Source organism: Bradyrhizobium nitroreducens (assembly GCF_002776695.1).
GTDB lineage: Bacteria > Pseudomonadota > Alphaproteobacteria > Rhizobiales > Xanthobacteraceae > Bradyrhizobium > Bradyrhizobium nitroreducens.
The window spans coordinates 111,196-123,755 of sequence record NZ_LFJC01000003.1 but is presented as its reverse complement, the minus strand read 5'-3'; the positions used below and the strand labels follow the sequence as shown (position 1 = coordinate 123,755).

13 protein-coding genes are annotated in these 12,560 nt (G+C 64.0%); 8 read left to right on the top strand and 5 right to left on the bottom strand.

Annotated elements, in window-relative coordinates:
* Positions 1-182 precede the first annotated feature (182 nt).
* Positions 183-845: a glutathione S-transferase family protein gene (locus TSA1_RS00585; protein WP_100180900.1), complete on the bottom strand. Its 663-nt coding sequence runs from the start codon at positions 843-845 to the stop codon at positions 183-185.
* A gap of 122 nt (positions 846-967) precedes the next feature.
* On the opposite strand from TSA1_RS00585, the gene TSA1_RS00580 reads away from it, so the two are divergent.
* The gene (locus TSA1_RS00580; RefSeq protein ID WP_100174641.1) at positions 968-1,684 is read left to right on the top strand and encodes a DUF599 domain-containing protein; all 717 of its coding nucleotides are present in this window, start codon (positions 968-970) and stop codon (positions 1,682-1,684) included.
* A 1,103-nt stretch (positions 1,685-2,787) separates the two neighbouring features.
* On the opposite strand, the gene TSA1_RS00570 is transcribed toward TSA1_RS00580, so the two are convergent.
* Positions 2,788-3,762 (bottom strand): alpha/beta fold hydrolase, encoded by a 975-nt coding sequence (locus tag TSA1_RS00570; protein WP_174718677.1) that lies wholly within the window; start codon positions 3,760-3,762, stop codon positions 2,788-2,790.
* A 329-nt stretch (positions 3,763-4,091) separates the two neighbouring features.
* Between TSA1_RS00570 and TSA1_RS00565 the strand changes: the two genes are divergently transcribed.
* The gene (locus TSA1_RS00565) at positions 4,092-4,274 is read left to right on the top strand and encodes a hypothetical protein (RefSeq protein ID WP_100174639.1); all 183 of its coding nucleotides are present in this window, start codon (positions 4,092-4,094) and stop codon (positions 4,272-4,274) included.
* A 6-nt stretch (positions 4,275-4,280) separates the two neighbouring features.
* Here TSA1_RS00565 and TSA1_RS00560 read toward each other — a convergent pair whose 3' ends face one another.
* The 3 genes from TSA1_RS00560 to ykgO form a co-directional block, all read right to left on the bottom strand.
* Complete coding sequence (locus tag TSA1_RS00560; RefSeq protein WP_100180899.1) at positions 4,281-4,541, bottom strand: hypothetical protein; 261 nt, start codon at positions 4,539-4,541, stop codon at positions 4,281-4,283.
* 125 nt (positions 4,542-4,666) lie between these two features.
* The gene (locus tag TSA1_RS00555; RefSeq protein WP_100174638.1) at positions 4,667-5,299 is read right to left on the bottom strand and encodes a tetratricopeptide repeat protein; all 633 of its coding nucleotides are present in this window, start codon (positions 5,297-5,299) and stop codon (positions 4,667-4,669) included.
* Between the two features lie 118 nt (positions 5,300-5,417).
* The gene (gene ykgO, locus TSA1_RS00550) at positions 5,418-5,543 is read right to left on the bottom strand and encodes a type B 50S ribosomal protein L36 (protein WP_006611362.1); all 126 of its coding nucleotides are present in this window, start codon (positions 5,541-5,543) and stop codon (positions 5,418-5,420) included.
* A gap of 327 nt (positions 5,544-5,870) precedes the next feature.
* Here ykgO and TSA1_RS00545 point away from each other — a divergent pair, with 327 nt between their 5' ends.
* From TSA1_RS00545 to TSA1_RS00520, 6 genes are all read left to right on the top strand, one after another.
* Positions 5,871-6,755 carry an amidohydrolase family protein gene (locus tag TSA1_RS00545; protein ID WP_100174637.1) on the top strand — a complete coding sequence of 295 codons (885 nt, stop codon included), beginning with the start codon at positions 5,871-5,873 and terminating at the stop codon, positions 6,753-6,755.
* Positions 6,756-6,919: 164 nt separating this feature from the next.
* A complete protein-coding gene (locus TSA1_RS00540) occupies positions 6,920-8,434 on the top strand; it encodes a bifunctional class I SAM-dependent methyltransferase/glycosyltransferase family 2 protein (protein ID WP_100174636.1) in 1,515 nt (504 codons plus the stop codon).
* Between the two features lie 49 nt (positions 8,435-8,483).
* The gene (locus tag TSA1_RS00535; RefSeq protein ID WP_100180898.1) at positions 8,484-10,121 is read left to right on the top strand and encodes a hypothetical protein; all 1,638 of its coding nucleotides are present in this window, start codon (positions 8,484-8,486) and stop codon (positions 10,119-10,121) included.
* 271 nt (positions 10,122-10,392) lie between these two features.
* Positions 10,393-11,130: a haloacid dehalogenase type II gene (locus TSA1_RS00530; RefSeq protein ID WP_100174635.1), complete on the top strand. Its 738-nt coding sequence runs from the start codon at positions 10,393-10,395 to the stop codon at positions 11,128-11,130.
* Between the two features lie 53 nt (positions 11,131-11,183).
* The gene (locus TSA1_RS00525; RefSeq protein ID WP_100174634.1) at positions 11,184-11,651 is read left to right on the top strand and encodes a YbaK/EbsC family protein; all 468 of its coding nucleotides are present in this window, start codon (positions 11,184-11,186) and stop codon (positions 11,649-11,651) included.
* A 59-nt stretch (positions 11,652-11,710) separates the two neighbouring features.
* Positions 11,711-12,541, top strand: a complete 831-nt coding sequence (locus tag TSA1_RS00520) for an adenylate/guanylate cyclase domain-containing protein (protein WP_100174633.1) — start codon at positions 11,711-11,713, stop codon at positions 12,539-12,541.
* The last annotated feature ends 19 nt before the right edge of the window (positions 12,542-12,560 follow it).

Genomic DNA, 12,560 nt, shown 5'->3' with positions numbered 1-12,560 from the left:
TGCAGTCTTTTCAGAATGATAGAGGCGGAACTAGCGGGCCGATGATACCGTCGGCGTGGCGCATTCCCGCACAGTGTCGCAGGCAGGTCGCAGCCCCCGGAGGTTCCGCGGGGCCATCAGGTTCCGCAGCGTGAGCGCCGACGGCCGACACGCAGCCAGCCGCCCCGGTCGGCCCCTCGCGATCAGGCGTCCTCGAACTTGGCGATGACGAGCGTTTCGGCCAGCCCGTCGCGGGTCCATTCCTGGAACGCCGGCAGCGCCATCATCGTCTCCATGTAGGCCTTGGTGTCCGGCGCGACGTCGATCGCGTAGGTGCGCAAGCGGTGCACGACCGGCGCGTACATGGCGTCTGCCGCGCCGAAGCGGCCGAACAGGAACGGCCCCTTCGCCCCGTATCGGGTGCGGCACTCGCGCCAGATCTCCTCGATGCGCGCGACGTTGGCCTTGGCGTCCGCCGACAGCGCGATGGCACGTACGGGCCGATGCAGATTCATGCCGCATTCGCTGCGCAGCGCCACGAAGCCGGAATGCATCTCGGCGCACACCGACCGGGCATGCGCGCGCGCGGCGACGTCGTCGGGCCACAGCTTCACTTCCGGATAGCGCTCGGCGATGTATTCGATGATCGCGAGCGAATCCCACACCGTGACGTCGCCGTCGACCAGCACCGGCACCTTGCCGGCGCGGCTGAAGGACAGGATCTGCTCCTTGTCGGCGGGATTGTCGGTGTAGAGCGGGATCAGCGTCTCCACGAACGGGATGTCGTTGGCGCGAAGCGCGAGCCAGGGGCGCATCGACCATGACGAGTAGTTCTTGTTGCCGATCGCGAGTTTCAGCGCAGCCATGTCATCCATCCTTCCCGAGACGCTTTGAAGCGAGCCGCTTTTAACGCCATCGCCTGCCGCCAATCAATCGTTGCCGCATGCTGCCATGCGTGGCAATCGTGGCGGCTTCCGAGGAGAGAGAGATGAGCAGGCATTGGGTCGACATCACCGCAGTCGGCTTCTTCATCGTCGAATGGCTGGTCTATGCCCTGACACTGGAGCATTCGGCCTATGGCCGCGACAGCCTGTCGGCGCGCATGAATCGTTATCGCGAGGTCTGGGTGCGCCGCCTGCTCGACCGCGATACCCGCATGGTCGACATGCAGATCATGGCCTCGCTCCAGAACGGCACCGCCTTCTTCGCCTCCACAAGCCTGTTCGCGCTCGGCGGCGCGCTGGCGCTGCTGCACGCAACCAACGACGCCATCACCATCCTGAGCAAGCTGCCGATCGACCTCAGCACCTCTCCGGCGATGTGGGAGCTGAAATGCGTCGGCCTCGTGCTGATCTGCGTCTACGCCTTCTTCAAATTCGCCTGGGCCTATCGCCTGTTCAACTACGTGGCGATCCTGTTCGGCGGCATGCCGCCGGCCTCCCAGCGCGACACGCCGGAAGCCGAAGCCCACGTCATCCGCACCTCGCGCCTGTTCGAATCCGCCGGCCGCCATTTCAACCGCGGGCAGCGCGCCTTCTTCTTCGCACTCGGCTATCTCGGCTGGTTCGTCAGCCCCTGGGTGCTGTTCGTGACCACCGCGGCCGTGGTGGTCGTGACCTGGCGCCGGCAGTTTGCGTCCAGTGCCTGGGCGGCGATGGCGCCGGAGGTTGCGGAAGGTGATGCGGGGGTCAGGCGCGGTCAATGAGGCGCGTGTGTCCCGGACGCGCTGCAGGGTGCAACGCTGCTGCGCAGAGCCGGGACCCAGAAGGCGAGACGGTACAATGCGGAGACATGGGCCCCGGCTCTGCAGCGCACCACTTCGTGATGCGCCGCGTCCGGGGCACGAGCGCGGAGTGTGGCGCACGCTCTCTCCACGTCATTGCGAGGAGCTCGCGACAAAATTGCGGAGCAATTTTGCGTTGATGCGACGAAGCAATCCAGAATCCCTTCGCGGAGGGATTCTGGATTGCTTCGCCGCGCTCGCAATAACGGAGCGAGTTTCGGCTGCGCACTCTCCAACTCGCATTTCGTTTGCAGACATGGCTTCTCGTTCTCGCGGCGCGTTTCGCCCGAGCTTTGCTTCATTACTCCACCCTCAAATCCAAGAGGGCGCAGGGAAGACCGGGTGCCGGCTGGCACCCGCGGTCCGCTGCGCGAATGATGCACGCAGGAAGAACCGCACAGCAGCATACAGGTGGTGCCGATCACTCGGCCTTCCCTGCGCAGTGGCTGGACGGCTTATGCCGTGATCTCCCGGGAGCCGACCATTCCTTTTGGCCTCCCTCGCCCTGCGAATTTGGACGATGCAGTCTGCCCGGTTGGGCTCGCTCGCACCTTCGCAGAACTTGACCGTGGCAACGACGGCCAGGACCACACGGTTTTGCCGTACGCACGGCCCGCCATGTCGCCGCAGTATTCCCGGCCCTGTCGACGAAGCCGGAAACTTACAGACGAGACGAAGCCTAGCAGCGCCGTCGTCCGCACGCGGTTACGGGCTCACAGGGACTACCCGCCCTGCCCGCACCTCTCATGCCGACGCTGCCGCGTCCACCGCAACCCCGGCTCGCGAACAAGACGACCACAAGTCGCCCCTCTTGGGTGAGCCGGGATGGGTGGCACATACGCAAAAACCGAATTTCGGTAAAGTGGAATATTTTTGCGCGCGTGGATTGACAGAGGCCGACACAGGCGCAGTCCGTAGCCCGGATGGAGCGCAGCGCAATCCGGGACGGTGCAAGATGCCGGGCGAGCGGTCCCGGTTACGCGTCCGCCTTCGCTCTGCGAGCGACGGCGGAAGCTCCATCCGGGCTACGGGAGAATTCCGCTCTCATCAGCCGCCGCCTGTGCCGGGACGATTCTCCCGATCATCGCCTCGATCTCCGCCTTGACGCGATCCGGCACGGCGTTCTGCACCATGTGGCCGAGATCGGGCAGCACGATCAGCTTCGTATTGGGCACCAGGGCCGCGAATGGGCGGGCGTGGATGCTGGTCCTCACCGTCTTGTCGGGCTCGCCGGCGATGATCGTGACCGGGGCCTTGATCTCGCCATAGCGCGGAGCTTGCGCCGCGACCGCCTCCTTCAGCGTCACCAGATCATAGGCATTGGCGATGAACTCGCGCGGACGCAGCAGCAGCGGCGTCGCGGAATCCTGCACGAAACCATCGGGCATCGTCTGTGGCAGGAACACGTTGCGCGCGCCGGCCTCAGCGACGAAATAGCCGAGCGGCAGGGTGATGGTGTAGGCGAGCAGCGGGCCGATCACCGGCGTCGCGATGATCTCGTTGTAACGGCCGACGCCGCCGCGCCAGGGATGGGTGACGGGCGCGAGCATGACGAGGCCGGCGACGCGGCCGGGATGATCGAGCGCAAGCCGCGCGCCGAGCGCGCCGCTCCAGGAATGCACGACGAAGACCGCGCGCTCGATGCCGAGCTTATGAAGCGCCTCGTCGATCATCCGCGCCTGGATCTGCGGCGTCGAATCCTGGCGCCGCGCCCGCGTGCTCCAGCCATGACCGGGACGATCGACCAGGATGACGCGATGATCCCTGGCGAGCATGTCGCCGAGCGGGCGCCGCATCGCTTCGAGATTGGAGCTCGCGCCGTGCAGCATCACGATCGGCAAGGCCTTATCGCGCGGGCCGATGTCGACGACGTGCAGCGTCGCGCCGTCGACCTCGACCATCTCGCCTTGCGGTGGAAAGGCGCGTTGCACGGCGACGATTCCGGCCTGCGTGACCAGCGCCAGCAGAACCAGCGCCGTCACGACTGACATCACGATCATTGAGAGAATCCGGGAGATCCTGGGCACAGGGCAGTTACGGACCTTATGGGCGGCAGTTTCGTTCCACCGGCTCTTGCGTCTTCCACTGAAAACGCCGGGGCTGTGGATATGTGCACAATTGCGGAACGTAAAAACCCAATGGAATCAACATTATTCCACACGGGCGCGCAAGCCCCCGACAGCTTCATGCGGCCGTCATCGCGGCTTCCATATAATCGCCATGGTCGGTTCCGCCATCTAGGCGCGGGTGGGCGCCGATCCTCCTCGCAACCTCAGGGGCTGGGGAAAGACCGGCAGAACTTGTCCTGGTTTGAACCGGAGGATTTTCGATGAGCTTCAGATCGAACGACACTGCAATCGACGAGATCGTCGCGAGCTGCAACGGCGACCTGCGCGGTGCCGTGCGGGCGCTGCTGCTGATCAACGAGCATCTCGAGGCGGAGCTGGCGAAGGCTTACGCCGCAGCCGCCGACCGCGGCCTGATCGAGCGCGGTGGCAGCGTCCTGCATTGAGCGCGGCTAGTTCGTCCCGTCTTCGTCCTTTTCCTCGTCCGGCGTGAGCGCGGGACAGGCGCGGATCGTCGAACGGGCAAGCTTGGCATCGGCCCTCGACTTATAGGGACCGTCGCCGAACCAGATATCGCCGATGATGACCGGGTTGCTGGTCACGATGTTGCATTTTCCGGTGGCGCGGTTGCCGACCACCCAGAACAGTCCGTCGGCGAGGCTCAGCGTCCCCGACGCGAGCAGCAAGCACCCTGCAAGAATCAAACGCTTCATGGCTTTCGCTCCTGCCATGCAGGTAGGCTCGCAGCGGCGCCGGCAATAGTCCTCACGATGCCGCGGTTCCGATCGTGGTTAATCCGCGCGGGCTGCAATCGCTCGAAAGCTGATCGAGTTGTCCGCTAGATGTCGCGACCTTCGACCTTCTCGGTCAGCGCCTTGACCTGGTCGGGGATCTTCTCGAGGTGCGGATTGACGGCGAGCGCCTTGCGATAGGCCTCCAGCGCGCGCTTTTCGTCGCCGACCTCCTGCATGATCATGCCGAGGCCCGCGAGCGCGCCGAAATGGCGCGGCTCCCGGATCAGCACCTGCTGGATATCCGCGAGCGACCGGCCGTAATCGTTCTGCATGTAGTAGAGCGTGGCGCGCCGGTTCCAGGCCTCGATGTAGTCGGGCCGGAGCTTGATGACTGAATCCAGGAGCTTGATCGCGACCTCGATCTTCTTGGCATCGACCGCGGTCTTGGCGCGTGCCATCAGAAGCGCCGCGGTGTCGCTCGGGGTCTGCAGCCAGATCGCCCAGATCCGCGCCTCGACATGCTTGGCACTGGCCTCGTCGGGCGCCGCCTTCAGCGCGCCGAACAGGAAATCGAGATTCTTGTTGCGATCGACCTTGGGCAGCTTGGCCGGCGCCTCGGGGAGCTTCTTCTGCTTGCCGGGCGGCTCGACCTGCTGCGCGGCTGCCGGAGCCAGAGCCGTGGCTGCCAGCACGACCGCCAGACACAAAGTGCGCGGATGAGGGAATCTCACTGCCATGGGCAAAGTCTAAACGCGCAAAGCCGCCCTTGCAAAGCAAAGGCGGCGTCAAACTCGTGTGAGCCGTGGTCTTGCGGGGCGCGCGAGAGGCGTCCGGCAGGGCTTATCAGCCCTGTTATCAGCCCTGGCGAGCCTTGAAGCGGCGCTGCACCTTGTTGATCACATAGACCCGGCCCTTGCGGCGGACCAGGCGGTTGGCGCGATGGCGACCGCGCAGCGATTTCAGCGAGTTACGGACCTTCATGGCGGAATCCTGAACGTTCGAAAGGCCGTGTTCGGCACTACCGTTGCGGCACGCGCGAATGTGGCAAAATGAGATTTTTCCCGCCGGCGGACGACCGCCCGGGACGGGGCGGTTCTTAAGGCATGGCGGGAGGTCATGTCAATGTTAACTGCCCGCTTCCGAACCGGCAAATTCGCGAAAACAACCCCATGCACAGTCAAAGCGGCCGGATCGGCCCGATTTATCCCAAGGGAAATCAGGACCTTTCGAGGACGCCTTGTTTCGACGACGCCTTGCCAAGTTCGTTATATCATATAATCAATTCGGCAACCCGTCGGGAGGACACCCATGCCGAAGCTGAAGCTGCCTGATATCGACAAAGTCGTCGCCATCGACATCCACACCCATGCCGAGGAGCCCTGCGGCTGCCACCCCGACGACGGCTATGACGATTTCCAGGCGCAGATGGCCGAATACTTCAAGTCGCCCAACAAGCATCCGCCGACCGTGCCGGAGACCGCGGCCTACTACCGCTCCAAGAACATCGCCGCCGTGATCTTCCCGGTCGACGCCGAGCGCGAGACCGGCTTCCGCCGCTACAACAATTACGAGATGATCGAGGCCGCCTCCGATCATCTCGACGTCCTCATCCCCTTCGCCTCGATCGACCCGCACAAGGGCAAGCTGGGCGCCCGCGAGGCGCGCAAGCTAATCGAGGAATACGGCGTGCGCGGCTTCAAATTCCACCCGACCATGCAGGGCTTCTACGCCAACGACCGCATGGCCTATCCGCTCTATGAAGAGATCAACAATGGCGGCGCGATCGCGCTGTTCCACACCGGCCAGACCGGCGTCGGCTCGGGCATGCCCGGCGGCATGGGGATGCGGCTGAAATATTCCAACCCGATGTACATGGACGACGTCGCGGCCGATTTCCCCGACCTCAAGATCATCCTCGCCCATCCCTCCTTCCCCTGGCAGGAAGAGGCGCTGTCGGTCGCGACCCACAAGCCGAACGTCTACATCGATCTCTCGGGCTGGTCGCCGAAATATTTCCCGCCGATCCTGGTGCGCTACATCAACTCGATCCTGCAGGACAAGATGCTGTTCGGCTCGGACTGGCCGGTGATCACGCCGGACCGCTGGCTGTCGGACTTCGCCAAGATCGAGATCCGCGACGAGATCCGGCCGAAGGTGCTGAAGGCCAACGCAAGGAAGATTCTGGGAATCTGACGAAGGCGGGCGCGTCTCGCGGCGATGTAAAGGCTTTAGCCTCACCCAGGCACCGCTGACCATATTGCACTGCGCGGCGGTTGACGTCGCCGCGCGAGATTCGTCTGGCCATGCCAGCCGCTGTTCTGCCATCATGCAACCTTTAGGGGTGTTGGTGGTATTTCATGGCATATCTCAGCTCAGAATTGCCTGAGCGCGACGCAGCGCTTCCGTGCAGTTGCCCTGCCGATTCGACTGCAGCATCAGTCCGTCTCGCATTGTCCCGCAAGGCCTTGCTGCAGGATCATGCCAACCGGTTTGCTGCCTCTCGCATCCGCTGGCGGGACAAGGCTGCCTTCTTTCACGACGAGGACGAACGCTACCTGCGGTTTCTGATACCACCGGGACGCCGGGTGCTCGAGATCGGATGCGGCATCGGCGATACGCTCGCCTCACTCGCCCCGTCCCACGGCGTCGGTATCGATTTCAGCGCGGCACAGATCGAGATCGCCAAGGGCCGTCATCCGGACCTCACCTTCGTCGAGGCCGACGCCGAAGACCCCGCCACCTACGCCGCCCTCGAGGGTCCTTTCGATTTCATTCTCGTTCTCGACACGATCGGCTCACTGGACGACTGCCAGAGCTTCATCGAGAACCTGCACCCGCTGTGCACGCGGAACACGCGGGTCGTCTTCGGATATTTCTCGCATCTCTGGTATCCGATCCTGAAACTGGCCGAGACGCTCGGCATGCGCATGCCGCATCCCGATCAGAACGTGCTCTCGCCGGCGGACTTGCGCAATCTGGTGTCGCTGGCCGACTTCGATCCGGTCAAATCCGAGCAGCGTGTGCTCCTGCCTGCAGCGCTGCTCGGGATCGGACGCTTCGTCAATCGCTACGTCAGCGTGCTGCCCGGCCTGCGCGCACTGTCGCTGCGACATTATCTCGTCGCCCGTTCGATGCGCTGTGCGCACGACGACATTTCGTCCGTGACGATCGTGATCCCGGCGCGGAACGAGCGCGGCAACATCGAGCCGGCCGTGCGGCGCATCGCCGGCTTCTGCGCCGACATCGAGATCATTTTCGTCGAGGGACACAGCAGCGACGGCACCTTCGAGGAGATGGAGCGGGTCAAGCGGACATTCGACGGGCTCGACCTCAAGACGATGAAGCAGCCCGGCAAGGGAAAGGCCGATGCGGTCTTCGCAGCGTTCGACGTCGCGCGCGGCGACGTCCTGATGATCCTCGACGCGGACCTGACCATGCCGCCAGAGCAGCTCTGCAAGTTCTACGAGGCCCTGCGCTCGGGCAAGGGCGAGTTCATCAACGGGTCCCGTCTGGTCTATCCGATGGACGAGGGAGCGATGCGCTTCCTCAATCTGATCGCCAACAAGACCTTCTCCTACCTGTTCTCCTGGCTCCTCAATCAGCGCTACACCGACACGCTCTGCGGCACCAAGGTGCTGCGCCGTGCCGACTATCAACGCCTCAAGGCGGGGAAAGCCTATTTCGGCGACTTCGATCCGTTCGGCGACTTCGATCTGATCTTCGGCGCGTCCAAGCTCAATCTGAAATCGGTCGACCTTCCGATCCGCTATGCCGCGCGCAACTACGGCGAGACGCAGATCTCGCGCTTCAGCCACGGCTGGATGCTGCTCAAGATGGTGATATTCGCGTTCTTCAAGATCAAAGCGGTCTGATGAAGACGATCCACCTTGCGGGTTGCACGTGAGAGCTGCCTTGGCACACCTGTCGCGGCAGGTCGCGAGCACCGGTCAGACGGGGCCGTCGCGCCAGGATCCGCTCGACCGGCTGACCCCGTTCGGATGGCGGGGAGCACTGGTCTTCCTGTTCGTCTTTTCCCTCGCCTCGTTCCTGCTGTGCGGCTATTTCATAGCCTATTGGCGCAATGCCGACATGGATTTCATGGTGGTCTACAGCGCCCTGTTGCTCAACGACGGGGACCATCGCGCTTATTTCGACCATCCGGCCTATTGGACCATCCTGTCGGTCGAATTCTGGTTTCGTCTGCTGCACCGGCTCGGCCTCTTGCAGGAATGGGCTCTCTCGACCGTTCCCCCGGACAGCTCCCGCTTCGACGCTTCGATGACGAATGTCGTCCGCGCCGGGCGGATCGTGGCGGCGATGACGGCGGGGGCCTGCGTTCTCGGATTCGCCGCCCTGGCAAAACGCATCGTCGCGGACAGGCGGATTGCAACCTGCGGGGTCGTTGCGTTCGCGATGTCGGGCGGCGTGCAGATGCACTTGCGGATATTGCGCAGCGAGATGATCGCGGCCTGCTTCTGCGTGATCGCCCTCATGCTGCTGATCGTCGCGGCGCGCCGCGGCACACTATTGCGGCCGATCGCACTTGCGATTGCAGGCTGGCTTTGCGTGACCGGGCTCGAAAACAAGGTTCAGGCCATCCTGCTCATCGCCGCCCTGCCGGCCCTGCTGCTGCCGTTCGGAGGGAGCGCGACTGCGAGCGTCGCCTTCTGGACGTCAAGCGCGCGCGCCTGGCTGGCCACCATCGCGGCCGCCCTGGTCGCCGCCGGCGCGACGGCGGCGGCATGGCCGCTGGTCGCCGCAGGGCTCGATCCGGCCGCCGCGAGCGCTGCCGGTCTGCATCCGCTTCTGCTGGGGAGATTTGGCACATACCAATTCCTTCTCCTGGCCTGGATCCTCGGCAGCATGGCCGCATTCGCTGCGCTCTGGCGGGTAAGCCTGCCTGAAACTCTCGCCGCCATGTGCTGTCTCTTCGCCGGCGCCTCGCTCGGCCTCCTCGCGCTCTCTCTGCAATACGATGCGCGGGACGCAGTGATTGTGCTCAACCCGATCGAACAGATGCTTCGCTATGCCCAGATCCCTCAAGCAGGTGGGCATCCCGAAAGTCCCTTCGTGCTCCTGCTGGCGGGCCTGCTCGGCGTCCTTCGACGCTATACGTTCGTGCTGTTTTCCTCTCCCCGCCCAACCGTGTTCCTCACCTGGCTGGTCATTCCCGGGATTGTCTATGCCTGGCGGCAGGGCACCCGTCAGGTTGCCGTGCAGGCCACCATCCTCATGCTTGCGGCGATTGCGATCGATGCAGCCGGGGTTCGCCGCGGCCTCAAGCTGGAGTATTTCGTCTTCACCGACCCGCTGATCATCATCGCGGGGATGCTGCTGCTGGATCAGGCCAAGGACCTCTGGGCGCACCCCTGGACTTTCCCGATCGGCGCCGCATTGATCACACTGCACTTCGCAGTCAGCCAGGCCGAGCCGGTGAAGATCGCGCTCAAGGGCGGAGGACGCGAGAGCGTCTGCGAATGGAGCCCCGACTATTTGCCGCGGCTCCCGCTTCCGTGGTGCGGGCCACATGCAAGTGCTTCCGGATCAGAAGTCAGATAGGAGGACTTCAGACCCATATCCTCGAACTCGGCGGACCCGGCACCCACGACGATCGCTGCGATCCGTCGCTTCCGGCGGCAAGATCATCCAGATCGGCGTCTTGACCGGGTTCGGCCCGAAGCCCGACCTCGCCCGCCTGCAATGGGAGACCGCCGACATCATCGGCGTCACCGTCGGATCGGTCGACCGTTTCGACGCGCGAACCGGTGTCCACTTCGCTCGAAAACGCTCTATAGTTCGCTTGACGATGACAGCCCCGGAAGGACAACCCATGAGCATCAAAGCCGTCGTCTTCGACGCCTACGGAACGCTCTACGACATCCAGTCGGTCGCCGAGGTCACCGAGGATGCGTTTCCGGGCTATGGCGAGATCATCACGCAGGTCTGGCGCATCAAGCAGCTCGAATACACCTGGTTGCGCTCGCTGATGCAACGCTACCAGGATTTTGCCGTCGTCACGCGTGACTCGCTCGCCTATACGCTGCGCGTGCTCGGGCTCGACTACGAGAAGGACGCATTCGAGCGCGTCATCGAGAAGTACCTTCATCTCGATCTCTATCCGGATGCGACCGCAGCGCTCATCGCCTTGAGGCCGCGAAAGCTCGCCATCCTCTCCAACGGCAGCCCGGACATGCTGAATGCGCTGGTGCGCAACACCAAGCTCGACCGCCTGCTCGATGCCACCATCAGCGTGGACGCGAAAAGGATCTTCAAGCCGAGCCCGGCGGCCTATCAGCTGATCGGCGAGGAGCTCGGCACCGCGCCCGACGAGGTGCTGTTCGTGTCCTCCAATCCCTGGGACGTGGCGGGGGGCAAGTCGTTCGGGCTGAACGTCGCCTGGATCGAGCGGGTGACGCCGGAGGCCATGGCGCTGGCTTGCGTCGAGACCGAACTCGTGGCACCGCTGACCATGTTCAAGGCGATCCGCACCCAGATGGACGAGCTTGGATTCGCACCGGATCATCGTGTCCGCGCGCTCTCCGAGCTGCCAGGGATCATCCAGGGATGACCCAGGGATTGCTGAGGCATCGCCGCCCGCAAGTCTGACACGAGCTGCATGGAATGAGCCTGGAATCCGTTCGCGCCTTCTTCGCCGAGAAAGCCCCCGACATATCAGTCATCGAATCCCCGATCAGTTCGGCGACCGTGCCGCTGGCCGCCGAAGCCTATGGCGTCGAGCCCGGAATGATCGCCAAGACGCTGAGCTTGCGCGTCGGCGAACGCGTGATCCTGATCGTGGCCGCCGGCACCTCGCGCATGGACAACAAGAAGGTCAAGGCGCAGTTCGGCGGCAAGCCGAAGATGCTGGGGCTGGAGGAGGTCGCCGACATCACCGGCCACGAGGTCGGCGGCGTCTGCCCGTTCGGGCTGAAGGCGCCGCTGCCGGTCTATTGCGACGTGTCGCTGAAGGCGTTCGACGTGGTGGTGCCGGCCGCGGGCTCGACCCACAGCGCGGTGCGCATCACCCCCGATCGCATGGCCGAGCTCACTTCGGCCGAATGGGTCGATGTCTGCGAGGTCAGGCCGTAGGACGGCGCCGGATACGATGCCTCGTGCATTTGCCGGTCAGGGAGGCTAGCATAACGACCATGACCGACGAGAAGGTGAAACGACGACTGACCACCGTGCTGTGCGCCGACGTGTACGGCTATTCGCGCCTCATGGAAGCGGACGAGGCCGGGACGCTGGAGACGCTCCGCCGCTACCGCACGGCCATCGCGCGCCTGGTCGAGCGCCATGACGGCCGCATCGTCAATACCTGGGGCGATGCCGTGATCGCCGAGTTCGCCAGCGTCGTCGAGGCCGTGCAATGCGCGGTCGAGATCCAGCAGGAAATCGCAAGTCACGCTGCTGACACACCCCAGGCGAACCCGATGCAGTTTCGCATCGGCATCAACCTCGGCGACGTGATGGTGGACGGCTCCGATATCTATGGCGACGGCGTCAATATCGCCTCGCGCCTGCAGGAGCTTGCCGAGCCCGGCGGCGTCGTGATCTCGAGCTCCGTCTACGATCAGGTGCACAACAAAATGTCGGTCGGCTTCGACTGTCTCGGCCAACGCCCGATGAAGAACATTGCCCCCCTGACCAGTTACCGGTTGACCCTGGGTGGCCAAGTTGCCGGGACAGGGAGCTCCGCGATCGGGGAAAGCGCAACTCCGTTCGAGCGAGCGCATGCTCCCCGGATGGACGACAGGCGTGCGCCGTCATCGCCGACGAATGTCGTCTCGGATTGGCTCACACGGCTGCCCCGCCCGGTTGCCGCGGCCCTCACGGTGTCGGCCTTCCTGATCCTGATCAATCTGTTCACCAGCAACAGGATCTGGTTTCATTGGCCGGTCGCAGCCATTCTGTTCGGTGTCGTCTTGCGGATGGTGCTTGGACAGCGGCCTGAATCGGACCGCAGGACAGAACGCTGAACGAGGCGGCCCGACCGCA

Excerpts from the sequence above, each read along its gene's own strand:
- TSA1_RS00555 (WP_100174638.1), bottom strand. The coding sequence starts at position 5,299 with ATGGCAGTGAGATTCCCTCATCCGCGCACTTTGTGTCTGGCGGTCGTG.
- TSA1_RS00520 (WP_100174633.1), top strand. The coding sequence starts at position 11,711 with ATGACCGACGAGAAGGTGAAACGACGACTGACCACCGTGCTGTGCGCC.
- TSA1_RS00570 (WP_174718677.1), bottom strand. The coding sequence starts at position 3,762 with ATGATCGTGATGTCAGTCGTGACGGCGCTGGTTCTGCTGGCGCTGGTC.
- TSA1_RS00525 (WP_100174634.1), top strand. The coding sequence starts at position 11,184 with ATGAGCCTGGAATCCGTTCGCGCCTTCTTCGCCGAGAAAGCCCCCGAC.
- TSA1_RS00530 (WP_100174635.1), top strand. The coding sequence starts at position 10,393 with ATGAGCATCAAAGCCGTCGTCTTCGACGCCTACGGAACGCTCTACGAC.
- TSA1_RS00580 (WP_100174641.1), top strand. The coding sequence starts at position 968 with ATGAGCAGGCATTGGGTCGACATCACCGCAGTCGGCTTCTTCATCGTC.
- TSA1_RS00560 (WP_100180899.1), bottom strand. The coding sequence starts at position 4,541 with ATGAAGCGTTTGATTCTTGCAGGGTGCTTGCTGCTCGCGTCGGGGACG.
- ykgO (WP_006611362.1), bottom strand. The coding sequence starts at position 5,543 with ATGAAGGTCCGTAACTCGCTGAAATCGCTGCGCGGTCGCCATCGCGCC.
- TSA1_RS00585 (WP_100180900.1), bottom strand. The coding sequence starts at position 845 with ATGGCTGCGCTGAAACTCGCGATCGGCAACAAGAACTACTCGTCATGG.
- TSA1_RS00545 (WP_100174637.1), top strand. The coding sequence starts at position 5,871 with ATGCCGAAGCTGAAGCTGCCTGATATCGACAAAGTCGTCGCCATCGAC.
- TSA1_RS00540 (WP_100174636.1), top strand. The coding sequence starts at position 6,920 with ATGGCATATCTCAGCTCAGAATTGCCTGAGCGCGACGCAGCGCTTCCG.
- TSA1_RS00565 (WP_100174639.1), top strand. The coding sequence starts at position 4,092 with ATGAGCTTCAGATCGAACGACACTGCAATCGACGAGATCGTCGCGAGC.